The 21090-nt window shown below is 64.4% G+C and carries 16 protein-coding genes; 11 read left to right on the top strand and 5 right to left on the bottom strand.

Annotation, left to right across the window (positions count from 1 at the left end; all coding sequences use genetic code 11):
- Window positions 1-50 precede the first annotated feature (50 nt).
- The 11 genes from VFG17_RS13065 (at window position 51) to VFG17_RS13015 (ending at window position 13305) form a co-directional block, all read left to right on the top strand.
- Window positions 51-695, top strand: coding sequence for an antitoxin of toxin-antitoxin stability system (locus VFG17_RS13065; protein WP_095388870.1), 645 nt, complete (start codon window positions 51-53; stop codon window positions 693-695).
- 93 nt (window positions 696-788) lie between these two features.
- A complete protein-coding gene (locus VFG17_RS13060) occupies window positions 789-5144 on the top strand; it encodes a strawberry notch-like NTP hydrolase domain-containing protein (RefSeq protein ID WP_095388869.1) in 4356 nt (1451 codons plus the stop codon).
- An 11-nt stretch (window positions 5145-5155) separates the two neighbouring features.
- The gene (locus tag VFG17_RS13055) at window positions 5156-6187 is read left to right on the top strand and encodes a DUF7146 domain-containing protein (RefSeq protein WP_095388868.1); all 1032 of its coding nucleotides are present in this window, start codon (window positions 5156-5158) and stop codon (window positions 6185-6187) included.
- Window positions 6188-6497: 310 nt separating this feature from the next.
- Window positions 6498-7430: a DUF2493 domain-containing protein gene (locus VFG17_RS13050; RefSeq protein ID WP_095388867.1), complete on the top strand. Its 933-nt coding sequence runs from the start codon at window positions 6498-6500 to the stop codon at window positions 7428-7430.
- A 243-nt stretch (window positions 7431-7673) separates the two neighbouring features.
- Complete coding sequence (locus tag VFG17_RS13045) at window positions 7674-8417, top strand: helix-turn-helix transcriptional regulator (protein WP_052208764.1); 744 nt, start codon at window positions 7674-7676, stop codon at window positions 8415-8417.
- A gap of 91 nt (window positions 8418-8508) precedes the next feature.
- On the top strand, window positions 8509-9126 hold the full coding sequence (locus tag VFG17_RS13040) for an acyl-homoserine-lactone synthase (RefSeq protein WP_095388866.1): 618 nt from the start codon (window positions 8509-8511) through the stop codon (window positions 9124-9126).
- Window positions 9127-9139: 13 nt separating this feature from the next.
- Window positions 9140-10051, top strand: a complete 912-nt coding sequence (locus tag VFG17_RS13035) for a phytanoyl-CoA dioxygenase family protein (RefSeq protein ID WP_095388865.1) — start codon at window positions 9140-9142, stop codon at window positions 10049-10051.
- On the top strand, window positions 10048-10671 hold the full coding sequence (locus VFG17_RS13030) for a GntR family transcriptional regulator (protein ID WP_095388864.1): 624 nt from the start codon (window positions 10048-10050) through the stop codon (window positions 10669-10671). The genes VFG17_RS13035 and VFG17_RS13030 overlap by 4 nt, the downstream gene beginning before the upstream one ends.
- Window positions 10672-10768: 97 nt before the next feature.
- Window positions 10769-10903 carry a hypothetical protein gene (locus VFG17_RS13025; protein ID WP_255247271.1) on the top strand — a complete coding sequence of 45 codons (135 nt, stop codon included), beginning with the start codon at window positions 10769-10771 and terminating at the stop codon, window positions 10901-10903.
- Window positions 10904-10948: 45 nt separating this feature from the next.
- Window positions 10949-11608, top strand: a complete 660-nt coding sequence (locus VFG17_RS13020) for a lasso peptide biosynthesis B2 protein (protein ID WP_095388863.1) — start codon at window positions 10949-10951, stop codon at window positions 11606-11608.
- The gene (locus VFG17_RS13015; protein ID WP_095388862.1) at window positions 11605-13305 is read left to right on the top strand and encodes an asparagine synthase C-terminal domain-containing protein; all 1701 of its coding nucleotides are present in this window, start codon (window positions 11605-11607) and stop codon (window positions 13303-13305) included. Before VFG17_RS13020 ends, VFG17_RS13015 begins: the two co-directional genes overlap by 4 nt.
- Window positions 13306-13386: 81 nt before the next feature.
- On the opposite strand, the gene VFG17_RS13010 is transcribed toward VFG17_RS13015, so the two are convergent.
- The 5 genes from VFG17_RS13010 to VFG17_RS12990 all read right to left on the bottom strand — a co-directional run bounded on the left by VFG17_RS13010 (window position 13387) and on the right by VFG17_RS12990 (window position 20976).
- Window positions 13387-15363 carry an Atxe2 family lasso peptide isopeptidase gene (locus VFG17_RS13010; RefSeq protein ID WP_095388861.1) on the bottom strand — a complete coding sequence of 659 codons (1977 nt, stop codon included), beginning with the start codon at window positions 15361-15363 and terminating at the stop codon, window positions 13387-13389.
- Window positions 15357-18281, bottom strand: a complete 2925-nt coding sequence (locus VFG17_RS13005) for a TonB-dependent receptor (RefSeq protein ID WP_095388860.1) — start codon at window positions 18279-18281, stop codon at window positions 15357-15359. Before VFG17_RS13005 ends, VFG17_RS13010 begins: the two co-directional genes overlap by 7 nt.
- An 87-nt stretch (window positions 18282-18368) precedes the next feature.
- The gene (locus VFG17_RS13000) at window positions 18369-19289 is read right to left on the bottom strand and encodes a FecR family protein (RefSeq protein ID WP_095388859.1); all 921 of its coding nucleotides are present in this window, start codon (window positions 19287-19289) and stop codon (window positions 18369-18371) included.
- A complete protein-coding gene (locus tag VFG17_RS12995; protein WP_141237213.1) occupies window positions 19286-19930 on the bottom strand; it encodes an RNA polymerase sigma factor in 645 nt (214 codons plus the stop codon). Before VFG17_RS12995 ends, VFG17_RS13000 begins: the two co-directional genes overlap by 4 nt.
- Window positions 19931-20163: 233 nt before the next feature.
- On the bottom strand, window positions 20164-20976 hold the full coding sequence (locus tag VFG17_RS12990; protein ID WP_095388857.1) for a TerC family protein: 813 nt from the start codon (window positions 20974-20976) through the stop codon (window positions 20164-20166).
- Window positions 20977-21090 lie beyond the last annotated feature (114 nt).

The raw sequence follows: 21090 nt of genomic DNA, 5'->3' as shown, positions 1-21090 counted from the left end.
CACTCTGGCCCGGCCGCAGCGCCGGGCCATTTTCGTTTCAGGAGATTGTCATGGCCGAGATTATCGAGACGACGGTCTATCAAATGGAGGAATTGTCCGACGACGCGAAGGAAAAGGCGAGGGACTGGTATCGCGAGGGCGCTTTCGATCACGACTGGTATTGGGCCGTCTATGCGGACTTCGAACGGATATGCGAAATTCTCGGGATCGAGCTCGCCAGCGTGCCGGTTCGCCTCCACGGTGGCGGCACAAGGCGAAAGCCGTGCATCTGGTTCTCGGGCTTCGCAAGCCAAGGCGACGGCGCCTGCTTCGAAGGCGACTATAGTTATGCGCGCGGATGCGCATCAGCCATCCGCCGTTATTCGCCGAAGGACCAAGAGCTGCACAGGATCGCCGACGCGCTCTTGGCGATCCAGTGGAGCAATTTCTTTCAGCTCAGCGCGCGGGTCAGCCACCGCGGCCGCTACTACCACGAACATAGCATGGATATCGGGGTCGAGCGCGACAGCCATGTCTATCAGGCGATGACGACGACCGCGGAGGACGAAGTGGCCGAGGCGCTACGCGATCTTGCTCGCTGGCTTTACGGTAAACTCGAAGACGAATTTGATTATCTGAACTCGGACGAGGTCGTCGACGAAGCGATCGCTGCCAATGGCTACAGCTTCACCGAGGACGGAGAAAGGTTCGGATAGAGGAGAGGGTGGCCGGAAAGGGATGAGCCACCCGGTCCCAGAGAGAGCGGCCGGCGGCTTGTCCCCTTCCCGCTCTCCCAAGGATCTTCCGAAATGCAGCTTCTTCCCTCTCGCGCGGCGCCTGGTGGCGCCGCGCTTCCTGTCTCGACACCTGCCGCCGCCCTCGGCGCTGCTCGCCTGCTCGCGGCAGCGAAGGCCATTCTCCCGCTGCTTGAGGCCGGGCGGCCCTTCGACACGGCCGCGCTCCGCGCGGCGATGACCGGCGCTTTCGGCGCGAGCGATGCCGAGGGCGCGTGGGACTGGAAGGCCGCTTATGACGCTTGCGAGGTCGCACAGATCCTGTTGCTGCGCCGCTACGGCGTCACCCCGGCCGTCCGCAAGCTGACGCCGATCGCTCAGCTCGCGATGTGGCAGCGTCTCGCCAGCCGCATTCCAACGCATACGCGGCGCTCGCTCGAGAGCCAGTCGATGCAGCAATATTCGACGCCCTTGCCGCTCGCGTTCGTCGCGGCCCACGCCGCCTCGATCCAGCCCGGCGACGCGGTTCTCGAACCCTCGGCCGGCACAGGCATGCTCGCAATCCACGCCGAACTCGCTGGCGCCCGCATTGCGCTCAACGAACTTGCCGAAGCACGCGCAGACCTGCTCGATCTGCTGTTCGCAAAGGGCGCGGTCACGCGTCATGACGCCGCGTCGATCGACGATCGTCTCGATCCCGGCGTCCGCCCGACGGTCATCCTGATGAACCCGCCCTTTTCGGCGGTGGCGAAAGTCGAGCGCACTATGCGCGACACGGCCCTTCGGCATATTGCATCGGCGCTGGCTCGGCTGGAGGATGAGGGAAGGCTGGTTGCTATCGTCGGGGCGAACTATTCGCCGGATGCTCCCGCCTGGCACGATGCCTTCGTGCGCCTGCAGGCGCAAGCTACGCTGATCTTCTCGGCGGCGATCGACGGAAAAGTCTACGCCAAACATGGCACGACGACGAGCACGCGGCTTATCGTGATCGACAAGCGGCCCGCTGCCGATCCGTCGGCGATTGCGCCTTCACACGGCGAGGCAGCCGATCTTGCCACTTTGCTTCACTGGGTTCGGAGCGCCGTGCCGACCCGCACGGCACCACAGCCGCCCACAGCGCCGGCCCGGCCCGTTACTGCCCTTACCTCGCCCGAACTTTCTGGGCGCCCGACGGTTGCGGCGCGGCAGAACATTCTGTCGGCGAGCCCCGCTCTTGCTCCCGAACTGGCCTATGAAACCTGCGACTGGCAATCGCCCGAGGGGCAGCTCGCCGAGACGATCTACGAGCCCTACGCGCTGCAGTCTCTCGTTATTCCGTCGTCGAAGCCCCATCCGACTGCACTCGTGCAGTCCGCCGCCATGGCGTCGGTTGCACCGCCGCAGCCCTCCTATCGGCCGAACCTTCCCGAAAGGCTGATCGACGACGGCATTTTGTCGGACGCGCAGCTGGAAGCGATCATTTATGCCGGTGAGGCCCATGCCGGGCATCTGTCGGGTGCATGGACCGTCGACGAGACGTGGGACATGGTGACCGCGGCGAGCGACGACAATGACAATGCCGTTCGTTTTCGCCGCGGCTGGTTTCTCGGCGACGGCACCGGCGCCGGCAAGGGCCGACAGGTCGCCGGCATCATCCTCGACAATATGCTGAAGGGCCGGAAGCGTGCGGTCTGGCTGTCGATTTCGGACCGGCTGCTCGAGGATGCGCAGCGCGACTGGTCGGCGCTTGGGCAGGAACGATTGCTCGTCACGCCGCTGTCGCGCTACCGGCAGGGAAGTCCGATCAAGCTGGCCGAGGGCATCTTGTTTACGACCTACGCGACCCTGCGCAGCCAGGGACGCGAGGGCAAGGCGAGCCGGGTCGACCAGATCGTCGAGTGGCTCGGCGCCGACTTCGACGGGGTCATCATCTTCGACGAGGCGCATGCGATGGCGAACGCCGCCGGCGGCAAGGGCGATCGCGGCGAGCAAAAGCCGTCGCAGCAAGGGCGCGCGGGACTCCGGCTGCAGCACGCGCTGCCCGATGCCCGCATCGTCTATGTGTCGGCAACCGGCGCGACGACCGTACAGAACCTCGCTTATGCGCAGCGGCTCGGTCTCTGGGGCGGCAGTGATTTCCCTTTCGCGACGCGGAGCGAATTTGTCGCCGCGATCGAGGACGGCGGCGTCGCGGCGATGGAGGTGCTCGCGCGCGATCTGAAGGCGCTCGGGCTCTACGCCGCGCGATCGCTGTCGTTCGATGGCGTCGAATATGAGCTGCTCGAACATGCGCTTACGCAAGAGCAGCGGCGAATCTACGACAGCTATGCCGGTGCTTTTCAGGTCATCCACAACAATCTCGACGCGGCGATGGAAGCGGCCGGGGTCACCAGCTCGCTCCACGGCACCCTCAATGCGCAGGCGAAGTCCGCGGCGCGCTCGGCGTTCGAGAGCACCAAGCAGCGTTTCTTCAATCATCTGATCACGGCGATGCAGACGCCGGCGACGATCGCGAGCATCGGTAAGGATCTTGAAGCGGGGCATGCGGCGGTGGTGCAGATCGTCTCGACCGGTGAGGCGCTGCAGGAGCGGCGGCTCGCCGAAATTCCGACCGAGGAATGGGGCGACGTGTCGGTCGACATCACGCCGCGCGAATATGTCCTCGACTATCTCGCGCACAGCTTCCCGGTCCAGCTCTATGAACCGTGCACCGACAGCGAGGGCAATCTCTCGTCACGTCCTGTGTTCGACGGTGAGGGAAATCCCGTCGTCAACCGCGAGGCGGCGCGCCACCGCGATGCGCTGATCGAAAAACTCGCCGCGCTGCCCCCGGTGCCGGGGGCGCTCGACCAGATCGTCCAGCATTTCGGCGCGGATGCGGTGGCCGAGGTCACCGGGCGTTCGCGGAGGATCATTCCAGTCGGCGGCGACGATGGCGCGGTTCGCTTCGCCGTCCAGAACCGGCCCGGCAGCGCCAATCTTGGCGAGACCCACGCCTTCATGGACGACGAGAAGCGCATCCTCATCTTCTCGGAAGCGGGCGGGACGGGGCGATCCTATCATGCCGATCTCGAGGTGAAGAACCAGCGCCGCCGAATCCACTATTTGCTCGAGCCCGGCTGGAAGGCCGACACCGCGATCCAGGGCTTCGGGCGCACCAATCGCACGAACCAGAAGCAGCCGCCGCTCTTCCGGCCCGTCTCGACCGACGTGAAGGCGCAGAAGCGCTTCATCTCTACCATTGCGCGGCGCCTCGACACGCTGGGTGCGATCACCCGCGGCCAGCGGCAGACCGGCGGTCAGAACATGTTTCGGCCGCAGGACAATCTGGAGTCCTTCTATGCGCGCGATGCGCTCCGCCAGCTCTATCAGCTCCTCGCTGACGGCAAGGTCGAGGACTGCTCGCTGCTCACCTTCGAGGCGGCCACGGGACTCTCGCTCCTCGACGACGGAGGTCTGAAGGACGAGCTGCCGCCGATCACGACCTTCCTCAACCGGATGCTCGCGCTGACGATCGATCTGCAGAACATCCTTTTCGAAACCTTCGAGGGCCTGCTCGCGACCCGCATCGAAGGCGCGATCGCGGCGGGCACCTATGAAATGGGGCTCGAGACCCTGCGCGCCGAGAGCTTCACGGTGACCGCGCGCGAGACCATCTATGCGCATCCCGGCACCGGCGCGGTGACGCAGCTCCTCACGATCGAGCGCAAGGACCGCGTCGCACCTCTGTCGATCGAGGATGCGTTGGGCATCGTCTCGGGCTGGGGCGGCGAGCTCGTCGTCAACGCGCGCTCGGGGCGGGCCGCGGTGAAGGTCCGGGCCCGCAGCCTCGTCGACGACGACGGCCGCGTCCATCGGCGGGTCGGGCTGCAGCGACCCCTCGAGAAGATGAAAATGCTCGCCGAGGACTTCGAGCATTCGCACTGGCGACCGGTCGATGCAGGCACCTTTGGCGCGGCCTGGAGCGCCGAGCTCGCCGAGCTCCCGGAATTTGAACTCTCGACGCTGCATATCGTCGCAGGTCTGCTCCTGCCGATCTGGAAGCGGCTGCCGAAGGAGTCGACGCGTGTCTATCGCCTGCAAACTATCGCCGGCGAGCGGGTCATCGGGCGCAAGGTTTCGCAGGGATGGGCGGCTTCTGTGACCGGGGAAGCGCCGGCGAAGTTGCCCGTCGCCGATGCCTGGCGCATGGTGCAGACGGGTGAGGTCATACTTGCGCTCGCCGAAGGGCAAAGCTTGCGGCGGGTTCGCGCGATGAATGACTGGCGTGTCGAGCTTGTCGGCTTCAACGATCTCGGCGTCGAGCGCCTGAAAGCAATGGGCTTGATCTCCGAGATCGTCTCGTGGAAACTGAAGCTCTACGTGCCGGCAGGGGCTGCTGGCGCCGATGTGTTCACTGCGCTCGTCGATCGCTTTCCGATCGTTCGGGTTCAGGATCGCAAGGCCGCCTGAAGGAGCCCCTTATGTCCAGTCCAGCATCCGACATATCGCGCCGTCTCGGGGAAAATGCCGAGGCGGTGTGTCGCCGCTACCTCTCACGCGGACGCCGCGAGGGCCATTATTGGATGGTCGGCGATATCCGTAACACGCCCGGGCGCAGCCTTTACGTCCGGCTTGCGGCGAGCGGCGACGGCGGTGCGCCGGGCAAATGGACCGATGCCGCGAGTGGAGATCATGGCGATCTGCTCGACATCATCGCGGCAAGCTGCGGCCATTCCAGTTTCCGCGAAACGCTCGAGGAGGCGCGTCACTTTCTCAGCCTGCCGCCGCCGCCGGACGCTCCCCGAAATCCTGCACCGGCAAAGGCTCCGACCGGCTCGCCGGAATCGGCACGCAGGCTCTGGGCGGCATCGAAGGCGCTTGGGGGGAGCATCGCGAGCTTCTACCTCGCCGGACGGTCTATCATCGACGTGCTGCCGAGCGACCCCTTGCGATTTCATCCGCACTGCTTTTATCGGCCGTCCGACGATGATGCGCCGGGCGGCCGTCCGGCGTGGCCAGCCATGATTGCCGCGGTGACTGATCTGGCCGGAGCAATCACGGGCGTGCATCGGACGTGGCTCGATCCCGAGGCGATGGACAAGGCACCGGTCGCCTTTCCCCGGCGCGCCATGGGCCACCTTCTCGGAAATGGCGTGCGCTTCGGGGCGGCGGGTCCCGTCATGGCGGCCGGCGAAGGCATCGAGACCATATTGTCGCTACGCCAGATCATGCCGCGGTTGCCGATGATCGCGGGGCTTTCCGGAGCCCACCTTGCCGCAATCGCGTTTCCGGCTGCACTCAGACGCCTTTACGTTGCATGCGACGACGATCCGGCGGGCGTGATCGCGCTGGCGACGCTCCGGGAACGCGCGTTGGAACGCGGAATCGAGGTTTGTCCGCTGGAGCCGCAGCACGGCGACTTCAACGGTGATCTCCAGACCCTCGGGCGGAGCGCGTTGGCCGCCAGCCTTCGCAGGCAGCTGGTGAGTGCGGACCGCCTGACGCATCTCTGATCGCGCCGGGTTTGCCGGAACGGGCGGGTGGCAGCATGAGGCCGCGTTGGCCTTCCACTGGCGCGGCGCGCGCCCGGCCTTCTTGAGAGGGCGACTGCGGCAGGCAGCGCGGGGCAGCAACGGCGGGTGCGCGGCTATTTTCCGCCGGGGCCTGCCGGCCCCTTTGCATCGCGAAGCAAAATAGCCGCGCACCCGCCATCCTCCGCTTCGCTACGGTCGCGGCGCGCCGCGATGCAGCCCCGCCCCGCATGCCGCTCTCCGTCGCCGCGAAGGCCGCACGAGGCGCGGCTGGCACAGACGGAGATCCAAGATGCGCGACGATACCGCCCCTCACGACCACCCTGCAGAACCCGGGACGACGGCCTATCTGCTCCAGGAGATGCAGCTCTTCGGCCACAGGCCCTTCGAGGACGAGCCCGATCCGCGGCCGCTCCCCGACGCCCATCTCGCCGGCGGCGCGGTTGCCGACATGTTCGAGGCGCTTGCGGGATGCCTCGTCGAAACCCGTATCGAACCCGACCTCGAGGACCTGCTCTGGAATCTCGTCAACATCTTCCACCGCGCCGGCGAGCGGGTCGAGCGGCAGCTCGACGACAATGAACAGGCGCAGCGCCGACTTCAGCGCGAGCAGGACGGCAGCGAGATCCGCTCGGTCGAGCTCGAACGGGCGACGCGCGAGGGAATTTCCCTCATCGAGCGCCGGGACGCGATGGAATTCTTCCGCGAATGCGCCGCCGACCAGTTCCGGACCCTTTGCCGCAAGGCCTGGGCGCCGCGCACCGGATCTCGCGCGCAGCACCGCTCAATGACCGCGTCGATGATCGACAGCCGCGACTTTCTCGACGCGCGATTGCGCCAGAAAGCGGCCGCACTTCTTCCCGAGGGCACGCGCATCCTGTTCACTGGCGGCGCCGATGTCGACGATCATAGGGCGATATGGGATGCTCTCGATCGCGCACGCGACCGCCATCCCGACATGATCCTGCTCCATGGCGCGACACCAACGGGGGCCGAGCGTATCGCCGCCTGCTGGGCCGAAACCCGCAAGGTGACGCAGGTGGCCTTCCGGCCCGACTGGAGCCGCCATGGCAAATCCGCGCCATTCAAGCGCAACGACCGGATGCTCGAAGCTCTGCCGGTCGGGGTTATCATCTTCCCCGGCACCGGCATTCAGGACAATCTCGCCGACAAGGCTGCGAAGATCGGCCTTCCCGTCTGGGATTTTCGCAAGCGGGGCCGATGATCGCAGTCGGGGCATTCGGAGGCTTTCGGCAAAATGGCCCCAATCTGGTTCTATCTCCCGAATATATTTGAAATATATTCGTAACATCCGCAAATTTGCATCATTGTAGATCGCTATGACCAGCGGCGATCACCCGTCGCCGGCGGGACGGCCCATTGAGAGGGCACCGCTCGCAGGCCATGACGAGGAGCAGGGACGGTCGGCCGACTTGGCGACGACTGCCGTCCGCTGCCATGGGTCGCAATGCCGACGATGGACGCTGCGCATGCTTTTGCGCTCGACGTCACGCGGGTGAAGGATGCGGCGGGTCTGGCCGATCTGCTGGCGGAGGCCTGCGCGCGCATGGGCTGTTCCTGGTTCGCGCTGAGCCACCATGTCGATTTCCTCGCGGCTCCCGACAGGGGTGTTCGCGTCCACAACTATCCCGAGGATTGGGCGCGCTGGTTCGACGAGCGCGGACTTGGGCTCACAGATCCCGTGCATCGCGCCAGCCACCGCAGTCTCGAGGGTTTCTTTTGGCGCAACATGAAGCCGCTCTCGGGCGAACGCCCCGAGGACGAACTGGTTCTCAGCGAGGCGCAGCGGCACGGAATAGGAGACGGGCTTACCATACCGGCGCACATTCCTGGCGAGGCGCATGGCTCGGTGTCCTTCGCCTGGACGCCGGGGATCGCCGCCAATGATATGGCGCTGCTCTTTGCTAGAATGATCGGTGGGCCGGCCTTCGAAGCCGCGCGCCTGCTCGCCAATCCCGAACTCGCGCAGGTCGGGCCGCGACTGACCGATCGCCAGCGCGAATGCCTGATCCTGTCGGCCAAGGGGAACAGCGCTCCGAAGGTCGGTCGGATCCTCGATCTCAGTCCCGACACGGTTCGCGAGCATCTTCGCAACGCGCGGCAGCGTTACGACGCGAATGGCGGGATCACGCTGACCGTGCGCGCGCTTTATGCCGGCGACCTCAGCTACGAGGATATCGCCAAGCGCTGAACTTTTTTCGTCGACACCCCCCGATCGTGCTATGGTGGAGCCGCAAAAAGCCGTTCAATTGGATGGTCTCTTTCGAAAAGGAGACACATCCATGCTTTCGGTAATCGACCATTCCAACCGCGCACACGAGCATCAATTGCTCCGCGCGATGTTCGAGGCGCGCAAGCGCGTCTTCATCGATCTTCTGAAATGGGACCTGCCGGTGCTCGCCGACCGGTTCGAGATCGATCATTTCGACGATCCCCACGCGACCTATCTGATCGTCGGCGATCAGGACGGCGGGCATCTCGCCTCGGCGCGCCTCCTTCCCACCACGCGCCCGGCCCTTCTCGACGGTCTCTTCCCCGGCCTCGTCAACGGCATCCCGCCGTCCGGTCCCGATATCTTCGAGATCACCCGCTTCTGCCTGTCGCCGGGGATCGGTGCGCGTCAGCGCCGCATCGCTCGCGACACGCTTCTTGCCGGGCTGATCGACTATGCGCTCGCTAACGGCATCCGCTCCTACACCGGCGTCGCCGAGCTCGACTGGTTCGCTCAGATCCGGACCTTCGGCTGGGATTGCACGGCGCTCGGCGAACCCGGCATTTACGATGGCCGCGCGCTGACTTCGCTGCGGATCGAGATCGACGCCGACACCCCCGCAAGGCTCAAGGCGGCGGGGATTGTTTCGGGCAGCGCTGCGACGCCGGTCGCGGCCAATGCAGCGTGAAAGGAGCGGGGCCATGAGTACCAATATTGCTGCGGCAGAGAGCCATCAGCCGCCCTCCGCCTCGATGCGGGCGCTCAAGGAAGACGGTTATGCGATCGTCCGCTCAGCCGTTCCCGCCGAGCTGATCGCGGCGATCGATCGCGACCTCGATCCGCGCTACGCCGCGACGCCCTTTTGCGAGGGCGGCTTCTATGGCGAGCGCACCAAGCGCTTCGGCCGCCTGCTCATCCGCTCGCCGCACGTCGGCGCGCTGGTCATGAACCCGGCGATCCTCGCCCTCGCCGAGGCCGCGCTCGGCGACTGGTGCGAGCGTATTCAGCTCAATCTCGCCCAGGCGATCGAGCTGCATCCGGGAGCGCTTCCGCAGTTCCCGCATCGCGATCAGGACATGTGGCAGGGGACGCTCGGAGAGGTCGAGTATCTCGTGAATGTGATGTGGCCGCTGACGCCCTTCACCGCGGAGAATGGCGCCACGATCATCTGGCCGAACAGCCATGGGCTCGAAGCGCTTGTCGAGGAGCCGGCGGAAGCGCCGATCATTGCCGAGACGATGCCGGGTGACGCTATCGTCTTCCTGGGTTCGACGCTCCACGGCGCCGGCGGCAATTGCAGCCCGGCGGCGCGGCGCGGGATCATCATCAGCTACTGCCTCGGCTGGCTGAAACCTTACGAGAACCAGTGGCTCGCCTATCCACCCGACGTCGCGAAGGACTTTCCGCCCGAGCTGGCGGCCTTGACCGGCTATGTCCAGCATCGCCCAAACCTCGGCAACTTCGAGGGTCAGTGTCCCTCGATCCTGTTCCGCGGCTATCCCCCCGACCCGATCGCAGCCGTGGATGCTCTTCGCCCAGATCAGCAGGCGCTTCTTGCTGACTATATCGGTGAGCAGCGATCGTTGGGCGAGGACGGGACGCTGGCGGCATGAGCCCCGGCGCTACGATGGAGCGGGTCTACATCGACCTAAAGGTGCGCATTATGAGCGGCGCCTATCCGCCCGGGACGCGCCTCGACCCGCGGCAATTGGCCCGCGCGTTAGGTGCGAGCGCAACGCCGGTGCGAGATGCCCTTCATCGCCTGTCCGGAGAACGCATCGTCGATAGCTGGCACCAAGAAGGTTTTCGACAGCCCTTGCTGGCTGAGGCAGACCTTGTTGAGTTGTACGAATGGGGTGGGATGCTACTCGCACTTGCGCTGAAGGGCAGGCACCCTTCGCCGAATCTCCGGGCGGGACTCAGCGAACTGCAGCGGATCGAGCCTTATCCGGAGGCGATTGATTCGCTGTTTGGTGTCATCGCCGTCGGCGCTTCGAATCGCGAACTTCGATACGCCATCGTGAACTTTATCGAGCGAAGTAGGGCTTTTCGTTCGGCGGAGCTACGTATCGACGCCGCATCGCGCGCCACTCTGGCTGCGATGGAGGAAGACTACCGGTTCGGCCGTTGGACAAGTTTACGCAGCAAAATCACGAGCTTCCATCGTCGGCGTACCCGGCAAGCCGGACGTATTGCTGCGGCAGTGAGGCCGCGCAGCGACCCGCTCCGATAACATTCGGGTTATAGCAAAACTATAAAATTCCTATTCCAAATCAAAGGCGTAGCTTTGACCTTGCCGCAATTCCGCGGCATCAACCAAGGAGGGTCCCATGGACCGCATCGACAACGCCGAAATCGAAGAACTGGGCGTCGCCAGCGTCGAAACGCTCGGCGGGCTTCTGCCCTATCCCGAGGATGGCTCGGTCATCCACTTCAAGCCGGACGGCGCGATCACCGCCGACTGACGGGATGGCGGACGCGGCGCACCGCGCCGCGTCCGTACTGCCTCAATGGACCATCATCTCCCACCCCACATCAGCTTCGCCTTCCTGGGCGGCGGTGCAGTTCTCCTCGACATTGAGGCGGACCGCTACTTGATGCTCCGAGGTGCCGAGGTTGGCGTCCTCGAAGCGCTCGGCGCTGGGCTCACGACGGCGGCTATCGAACCTGCGTTAGGCAGGCTGTCCAGACGCCGCCTCATTGGCGACGGGCCGGGCCCCTCAATCGCTCCAATTTCCGCGCCCATCGCAACGAGCAGCGCACTCGAGCTGGCAGGTCCGAGCCAGCGTGCTGGCGCGCTGGAGATCGCACGTTACCGGCTCGATGCGGCTCTCCGGCTACGTTTGCGCGGTCTCGGACAAACCATAGCCCAATGGCGCCGCTTGAAGAATAACCTCCTTACCGCGGAGACAATGGTGGATCGCCGACATGCCTGTGCGGTTGCCCGTGGATATGCGGCGGCGCGCGTCCAGCTGCCTTGGCGGCGTCTTTGCGTGCCCGATAGTCTGGCCTTGGCTCGCTACCTCTGGCAGCGCGGAATACCCGGCCAGGTCTATTTCGGTGTCAGGCTTGATCCCTTTGCGGCGCACGCCTGGGTTCAACACAATGAAATGGTGCTGTCCGACAACGTCAATGTGGTCGCTGACTATACGCCGGTGTTTCGGCTGTGACGTTACGTATCGCCCTCATCATCGGCCCGAGCGATCGCAACATTCCCGTCGGCTTTGTCGAGGCCGGGACGGTCGGGCGAGCCCGGCTAATTGTGGAAAAGGATACACCCGCCGAGATCTCGAACGGCACTGCGCTTATTGGCTGGGCCTTTCATCGGCAGAGTTCGGGAGTTTGCGAGCATTTGACCGCGATCGAGGTGGACCGGCTCGTGTCGAGCGAAGGGGCATGGGCCATCAAGGAGCTATGGGGCAACTTCCTGCTCTTCTGGGCTGACCCGGAAGGGCGCATTTTGCTGCTTCGCTCCCCAATGACCGGACCAGCCCTATTCTGTTTTGAAGATCGCGATGGGCGTGCGATCGCTTTCACCGATCTCTCACTCGCACGCAGCCTCGGCTTTCGGCTCGATCAGCCTGACCCCGAACGCATCGACGCGTGGATGCGCTTCCCTCTACTTCGCGGCCCTGATGCTGAATTGCGCGGTGTGCGTGAACTCCTTCCGGGGGAGGTTATCGCCTTGGGGTCGGTGCGGCCGCTGGCCACAAGCTGGTCGCCATGGGCCCACACGCGCCGCTCGCCTGCTCGGATCGATCCCGAAGATCTGCGCAACAAGGTCAGTCGGACGGTGTCGGCCTGGAGCATGCGCTTCGAGCGTATCCAGCTTGAGCTGTCGGGAGGGATCGACAGCAGCATTATGGCGGCATGCCTCGCCGGCCGACGCAGACCTTGGCGCGCCCTGACAATGGCGACCAGCGATCCCGACGGCGACGAGCGTCCCTATGCGCGCGCCGTCGCCGAACGTGTCGGAACGCCCCTTGCGGAATGGCAGCGTCCACCGTTCGGGGATCCGATGGCTCCGCTCGAAATTCTGCGCGCGCGTCCGGGCGGCTTCGGCCTGCTAGGACCAAGTGACCGCGCTTACCTCCAAGGCGCCCGAGAGTTCGAGGCAGATGCGATCTTCACAGGCACCGGCGGCGACAATGTCTTCGGCTATCTGACATCGGCGGCGCCCATTCTCGACGCGCTACGTTACGCTGGGCCGGTCGAAGCATGGCGCGCTGCCGGCGACCTTGCCCGCCTTGCCAATGACAATATGTGGCGTGCCCTTGGCTATTCGGCAAAGCGACTGCTGAGACCGCCGCCAATGTGGCCGGTTGATCACAGCCTCCTCACGCGTCGCTATGCGCGAGACTATCCTGAGCACCCCTGGATGGCTGACGCAGACCGGGCATCCCCCGGACAGCAGGTCTATGCGATCAAGCTTCTCATCGCACAGCCGTTCCTCGACGGCTATGATCGCGCCTTGGCAATGCCGATGATCGCCCCGTTGCTCTCGCAGCCAATCATCGAATTTACGCTCGGCGTGCCGAGCTGGCAGTGGGGCGAAGGCGGCCAGAACCGCGCGCTGGCGCGCAGGGCCTTTCGCCAAGACCTGCCAGAGATGGTAATCGAGCGACTGGGAAAGGGGCGTATATTGTCGGTATTCCTGCCGGCGTTCGAGGCGCATCGCCGTCGACTACGTTCCTACCTCCTCGACGGGTGGCTGGCGGGAGCGGGCCTTCTTGACCTCGAAGCTGTCGGGGCATTGTTTGCCGACAACGTGCGGCCAGACCCCGTGATGGTGACGCGAATATTGAGCTTCGCCGACATTGAGCGCTGGGCGCGGTCGGTGTCGGGCCATCCGGATGTCGCTATTTAGCGGCGATGGACCGGAACATCGGCCGCGATCCAGCAGATGTCGTGCCGGGCGGCCCCCGGGGAAGGCCCGCCCGGCACGAACCTACCGCGCGGGCACAGGCAAGGACGGTCCCGCGCGATAATGGCGCCAGCGGTTATATTGTTTGGATTTCCCGGGAGCTGGGTCCTCCTCGCCGGTCAGCCAGAAACGGAACCAGTCGAGGTTGCGTTCGTAAACGGCGCGCTTGTGCCGCAGCTGATATTTATTGTGCAGCTCGTCCGGATAGACGACCATTTCCGCAGGCTTTCCGGCGCGTTTGAGCTTGGTATGGAGCTCCGCCGTCCAGGCTGCTTCCGCGTCGGGCAATTGCATTAGGATGGGAGTGTTGATCGCTTCAACATTGTGAACTGCAGAGGCGAGACGCCAGCGGGCGGGGTCGGCATCCGGGTCGCCGATGCTCCAGTAATCCTTTAGCATGGCTTCAAAGCCTCGATCCGGAACTGCGTTGGTCCAGAAATAATGAGGCGAAATCTGACCCGTGCCTATCGTCGCGGCTTTGAAATTCGTGCTGTGCCGGACCGCCCAGAGCGCTACACCCGAGCTGTGGCTGAAACCGGCGATGCCGACGCGGTTCGGATCAACGAGTTTGCGTTGCCCAAGGTCGGCGATCGCGGATGCGATGACCGTGCGGGCAAGTTCATATGTTCCATCGGTTCCGCTTCCGGGCGGGCCCCGAAACGGATCAATGCAAAGGACCGCGATTCCATGTTCCGCAAGGGGCAGCATCGGCAATTCTTCGCCCGTGCCGCCCTTGAGGAACCCGGCACAATGATAATTCTGGACCACGACGGGTGGCGCTTTCGCCCGTGGGGGGCTGAGCAATATCGCGGAGTATCCGCCTGGCAGCTCAAGCGACTTCGCCTCCGCGTCAATTCTGGCGGCAAGCGCAGAGTTCGGTTCGAATAGTGGTCGGCGCTGCCCTGTCGCAAGGTCGATCCGGACGAGGCGTGGCGGAATGAGCGGCATGCTTTCGGCGCAAATCAGCGCGCGCATGGTGACGGCGCATCGCGATGGCCGGTCGGCGAGACGCAATGCTCCGTCGGTGATTGCGACTTTGCGAGCCGTCGCAGCCCCGACTTTCCATAGCCAGACGGCTTCGCGGGCGCTTCCTTCGTCGACAAACGCCAGCAAGATGTCCTGATTTGGCAGCCACGTGGTTGCGAGCAGCTTTGGCGAACGGCAGAACTCCGCCTCGCATTGGATCCGCTCTCCGCCGGGGCGCGTGACCACGAGGGAGGCGCTGCCTGCCTTACGCAATATCTCTGCTTTGCTGCCATCGGGCGCTGCAGCCCACGGACGTTGGGATGCGGAGTGGAGCGAGAATTGGTCATTGGGCGCGGAATGGGGGGTGGCGCCGACGCTCGGCACAAAAATCTCGCGGCGCGGCGCATCCCACAACAAACTTTTTCGGTCGAACCAGGGTCCGGAAAATCTCTGCATGACGCGCTTGCCGTCTTCGATCACACCGCCCGCAATCGCCTGGTTGAGGTCGACGCGTGCGTCGACCAGCACGCCCCCTTCGTAGGCGGCGGTCTGTGCGCGAGAGATCTCGGCACGCGTCGCACCGACAGTGTAGCGAAGTAGCCCCCCATCGTCCGATACGGCGAAGTCCAGGATGTCGGCATCGTTCCGAACCTCCATTTTGGCGCCGCCATCGTCGCGCCAGTGCCAGAGGGTCACTTCTCCATCGCGGAAGGCGAGAAAACGAAAGCCTTTACTGTCCTTGTCCCAGATCGGAGTCTGATCGGAGACGAGCCCTGCTCCATCGACGCGTGCGCTGCCTCCGCTCGCCGCAAGTTGGGGCGGCCCATCCACGCTCCCCACATACCACTCGAGCGTTATGGCATTGCTCTCGAGGGAAGCGCGGCTCACCCGGAAGGCGAAGCGTTCGCCATCAGGCGATAGAGTGGGGCCGCTGATCTCGGACACCTCGACGAGGTCGGCGGCCCCGACCGGCTCGCGGGGTGTCGCCGCCGCCGCGGGTGCGGCGACGGCCAGCAGTGCGGCGGCAATTACCACGCGATAACGGCCTGTAGCGCCATGGTCCTGCCGATCGCGCTCGCCTGCTCGGGATCATAGGCGAGCGCGTAGCTGGGGCCCCGGAACTGCGCATAGGGCGGATCCTTGTCGAACAGATTGTTGATGCTGAAGCCGAGTCGAAGCGAACGACCCCGCAGATCGCCGATTCGCGCGCCGAGTTGCAGATCGAGGGTCGTCCAGCTCTTCACTCGCTCCGCGGGCGTGACGGTCAGGTTGCGGTACTCGCCGACATGATTGACCGCGAGACCCCCGTCGAACGCGCCCATCGAGAAGCCGGCGCGGCCGCGAAGGCGCAGCTTGACCGGATTTCCGAGCGTACCGACGACGCGATCTCGCGGCGCGCTGGCCGTAATCTGGTTGTCGATCGCGAATAGCCGGGTGCCACCGACACTGAACGAAAAGATGCCTTCGCCAACGGGCCGCGAATAGGCGAGGTCGAAGTCGAGGCCGCGGATCGTCGAGGTCGAAAGATTGCGAGTTCTGAGATCGATAATCGCGCGCACATCGCCGGGAGCAACCCCGAGTGCATTTGAGAAGTTCGGACCAGTAAAATAGCCGGTTACCGTGGCGAGGGCGGGATCGTCCTCAATGATCGGTGAATAGAGATCACGCCTATTGAGAATGTTCCGGCTATCGCTCGAGGCCGACGCAATGCGGTCCCGATAACGTATGTCGAAATAGGTCAGCGAAAGCTTGGCGCCGGGAAGGGCGCGCGGTTCGAAGTCGAGCCCGGCCGTCCAGCTCTCGGCGCGCTCAGGCTGGAGCGCCGGTTGAAAGCCGAACAGGGCAAGCACGACGGTCTGCCCGGTCGGTGAGGACGGATCGGCGACCCGCAAGGTTTGGTAGAGCGCATTCGCCGTGCCGACCAGTTCGTCGAAGAAAGGAGCGCGGAACGATTTTCCGTAGGACGCACGCAACGCGACACCCGGCAGCGGCGTCCAGCGCGCTCCGAATTTGGGGTTCGCAGTGTCCCCGAAATCCGAATAATCCTCGTAGCGGGCAGCCGCCGATAGGGTCAGCGACCCAGGGAATGCGTCCCCGGCATCGAAGATTGGCGCGACCAGTTCGCCGTAAAAAGCTTTGATGATGCGCTTGTCGGGTAGGCCGGGGATGCCGATCACGAGCGGCGTATCGGTCACAAGATCGAGGGTCTGAGAAAAGGCGAAGCGGTCGCGGCGGTACTCGGCGCCGATTGCCATCTTAAGGTCGCCCGCGGGGAGAGACAACAATTTGCCGTCTGCGCGAAGCGCCGCCGTCCACACCTTGAATTGTGTTTCTGCGACGATGCTCCCGCGCAGGCTGTCGATGAGCGCTGGGTCGTTGACCGCGCCGTCGCCAAAGACATTGATCGCTTGCGCAGGACTGGTTGCCGCGACCGCCCGCGAGAAGCGGAGGCTATGCACGAGATTGAAGCTGTCATAGCGCTCCCGCTGCCGTCCGAACCCTCCGGTCAGTTCGATGACCCAGCTTCCGATGTCGGCCCGCGCTCCGACGACGTTGTTGAACGCCTTGGCTTTGCCACGCAGGCTTTCAGGACCGAACTCGGCGGCGGGATCATAGTAGACGGTGACCGGCTGCCCCGTTCCGATGGGGTCGACATAATAGGGATTGGCGCTCGTCACGCGGACAGGCGTCGGGCCGCTCACACGGCGTCGGGCCTCGAAGTTGCGTTCTGAGTAAAGCGAGCGGGCGAAGATCGTGATAGTCGAGCCAAGCGATTGCTCGATGGCCGCGTAGAGACCCATCGTCTCCTGTTTGGGCAGAATGTCGGTATGTCGACGTGCGTCGCCGCGATTGAAATCAGCGCTGGGCGTAAGGTCGGCAGGAGTGAGATTGCGCCCGTCCTGGCCGCGCGGAATCAGGAACTTTTGGCCGTTCGCCGCCACGACAGTGCCGGGATTATTGTAGTTCGACCGGAGGTCGGGGCCGCCGAATGGTCGCAGATCCTCGGTCGCGAAGGGCCGCTTCGTCGCAGCCAGATTGCCGCGCTGGCTATATTCCCCCGCCACGACGATGTGGCCCGTCGACCAGCCTTTTCCTAGCATCTGGCTAATCTGGACCTCGCCATAGTCACCGTCTGCCGTGCCGGCCCGCAGGCGAGTTTCAGCGCCTTCGAAGCGGTTGCGGAAGCGAATGTTCACCACGCCCGCGACGGCATCCGAACCATAAATTGCGGATGCGCCATCGGTCAGGATTTCGACACGATCGATTGCGATCGAAGGGACGAGCGAAACGTCGGCATAGGCGCCCGAACCGCCTCCAAGGGCCGGCCGGGATCCGTCGAACAGCGTCAGGGTGGCCCCTGGTCCCAGACCGCGGAGGTTGATGCCAGTGCCATAGGCTATGTTAGACGAGGCTTTGCCTCGGTTGCTGAAGCCGACATTCGCTTCGGTCGGACCGCCCGAGAAATTCTGCGGAATGGTCTGGATGAAATCGGCCAAAGTCGCGCGACCGCTCCGGTCGAGAACGTCGCGGTCGACCGTCGTCATGGGAGAACCAACTGGCCCTGCGCCACGGATACGAGAGCCTGTGACGACGATCGCTTCGTCGGTTCGATCAGTCGATCCAGTTTCCCGGGCATCGACGTTTCCCGACCGAAGCACCCATGCGCCTTCGACGAGTTCGATCGTCAGGCCCGTGCCGGAAAGGAGGCGCGAGAGGGCTTCGTCGGGAGAGAGTCGCCCGCGGACCCGGTTGCTGCGTCTGCCTTCAAGCAGGCTCGAAGCCGCGATGACCTCGCGGCCGGAAATGTCCGAATATTTGCGAAGCGCATCGCTAAGGCGCTGTGCCTCGATATTGTATGTCTGCTCGCCCGTCTGCGCACACGCGCTGGGTGCGTAAAATGCGGTCGCGGATACGCCCGAAGCCAGAGCGGCCGCGAAAAATTTCATCGTCATTCATCCCTCCCGTGCGGCCGATTTTGGCCGTCTGAAGGGAAAAAATGACGGGTGCTCCGAACACCCTATGGGTTTTTCTTGGGCGTCCTAGTCGGATTTCGCGCCGAGAATTGGTCCGTTCGCACCGAACTCGACCTTGAGATCAAGCGCGGCGCCGAGCTTCAGCGCAAGTTTCCGGGCATCGGTCATGTCGAAGCGCCCCGTCACCTGCAGCGATGCCAACGCCGGATCGGCCAAGCTGATCTTGACGCCATTCTCGCGGCCCGCGCGGTCGAGGATCGCACCAAGCGGGAGATTGTCGGCCCACAGCGATTTGGCCGGGGTGTTCGCTTCCTCACCCGTGATCGGCTGGGGGCCTGTCGACCTGACCTCGGCGCGTTCGCCGGGACGGAGGCGAAGTGCCTTGCCGCCCTCGAGGCGCCGCACCTCGACCGAGCCTTCGACCAGTGCGATGCGCGGGACATCCGCGCGGAGATCGACCTCGAAGATGGTGCCGAGCGCGCGGGTGACCGAATCTCCGGCCTCGACGAGGAAGGGACGCGACGCGTCGTGTGCGACCTCGAACCTGGCGCGGCCGTCATACAGAATGACGCGGCGTTCGCCGTCCGAGAAGCGCGTCTCGATGCGGGCACCGTCCATCAGCGTCACGCGCGTCCCGTCGGCGAGCCTGCTCTCGCCTTGCGCCGAATTGGTGGCGATGATCGGCTGATCGCTGTCGCGGCCAACCAGATACCAAGCGAACCCGACCGCGATCACCGCAGCGAGAATTGTGGCAAAAGCCCATCGCCGCCCGCCGGGTTCACGCTCCCGAGCATCGGCCCGAACATCGGCCTCGATCCGGGAAGGCGACATGGCGGCGGCCCAGGTCCAATTGTCGCGCGCTTCATCGTAGGCCTTGGCATTGCCCGGCTCGGCCAGCCACTCGTCGAACGCTTCCCGGTGCATTTCGGAATCGGGTCCCATCATTTTGTCGAGCCAGGCAGTGGCTTCGCTTTCGGCGCGGCTCACTGCTTACCCCGCGCGCGCTTGATGGCGGCAAGGGCTTTGGTCATATGGCTTTCGACCGTCTTCACGCTGATTCCCTTGATTCGAGCGATCTCGGGATAGCGTAGTCCTTCGAAGCGATGCATCAGGAAAATCTCGCGCGTGAGCGGAGATAGCCTCGAAATGGCTCTTTCTGCCCGGCGCAGGACGTCTCGCGCCTCGAGCGCGGCGTGCGGGTCGCTCGCTCCCTCATGCTCGTCACTGAAACTGTCGTGCTGCGACCGGTGGCGGCGCGCGTCGGCGCGACCATATTCGGCGAGGAGCATCCGGGCGCTCTTCACCAGATAGGCGCCGGGGCCTTCGACCAGCGCAGCGAGGCCGCCTCGCGCGCTCGCAAAGCGGCTGAAGACTTCCTGCACAAGGTCGCCGACATCCTGGTTCGGGGCGCGTCCGCGGAAGAAGCGGGTGATGTGCGGCCGGTGCTCGGAGTAGATCGCCTCGATGCGCGCCGAGCGCCCGACCCGCTCCCAATCCTCCGGCGGCAAGGGGTCGCCGCCGGCAATACCCGGTCGCTCGCTGTCCTTGTCCTCGAAGTCCATACCTGCCGCCTTCCCGTTCGGGACGAAGGCGGCAAGCCGGGCGTTGAGAACTTGCTTAGCGAACAAGCGCCGCCGCCTTTAGCCCTAAGGCTTGGACATGCGCAGCGGCCACCCGGCAGGATGGAATAGGAAGACTAAGCTAAGCAGGTTCTCACGCCTGGCACCGTGCGCCTTGCCCGATGCACTTCAAAGCATAGCCTTGCCGCTGCGGCATGCAAGCCGACTGCACCGAGATAGATCCAGATCGAGTCTATTCTCCGGAAACACGGCAGAACAGCTTCGGTGCTGCCGGGCTTCGACTATTTCGCCTCGGCGGTTTCGCCCGAGGCTTTTGCAAGCGCGACCCGCTCACGCCGGCGCCGCGCCCAAATATTGAGCCCTTCTACCCCGGCCGAAAATGCCATGGCGGTGTAGATATAGCCCTTGGGCACCTTTGCTCCGAAGCCGTCAGCGATCAGCACGACACCGATCATCAGCAGGAAGCCGAGCGCCAGCATCACGACGGTCGGGTTGTCGCGGATGAAGTTGGCCAGCGGGTCGGCCGCGAGCAGCATGACGAGGACCGCCGAAACCACCGCGATCACCATGATCGGCAGATGTTCGGTCATGCCGACAGCGGTCAGGATCGAGTCGACCGAGAAGACGAGATCGAGCAGCAGGATCTGGATGATGGCCGATCCGAATGTCAGCGCCTTCTTGCCGGCGTTGAAGACATCGTCGTTCGGGTTAGGATCGACATTATGGTGGATTTCCGAAGTCGCCTTCCAGATCAGGAAGAGGCCGCCGGCGATCAATATGATGTCGCGCCAGGAAAAGGCGGTCTCGAAGCTTGGCTTGCCATAGGCATCCGGCGCGCCCTGCAATCCGAAATCGACGACGATCGCCGTCAGCCCCACGAGCCAGGCAATCACCGAAAGCAGCGCGAGGCGCATGACCAGCGCCAGCGAGATGCCGATTCGCCGCGCTCTCTGTCGCTGGGCTTCGGGCAATTTGTTGGAGATAATCGAGATGAAAATGAGGTTGTCGATGCCGAGGACGATTTCCATCACCACGAGCGTCAGCAGTGCCGCCCACACTGCGGGATCCTGAAACAGGGTGACCAAGCCTTCCATGTCGAACGCCCTTCCTCAGCGATGCTGCCACTGAACCGGTCGCGCGAAGGTGCAGATCGATGGGAACGCAGACAATTGCACCGAGCGTCGCTCGATGCGGTCCGACATCACGGC

The sequence above is a fragment of the Sphingopyxis sp. genome (assembly GCF_035686825.1).
Classification (GTDB): Bacteria; Pseudomonadota; Alphaproteobacteria; order Sphingomonadales; family Sphingomonadaceae; genus Sphingopyxis.
This window is presented reverse-complemented; position numbering and strand designations above follow the sequence as displayed.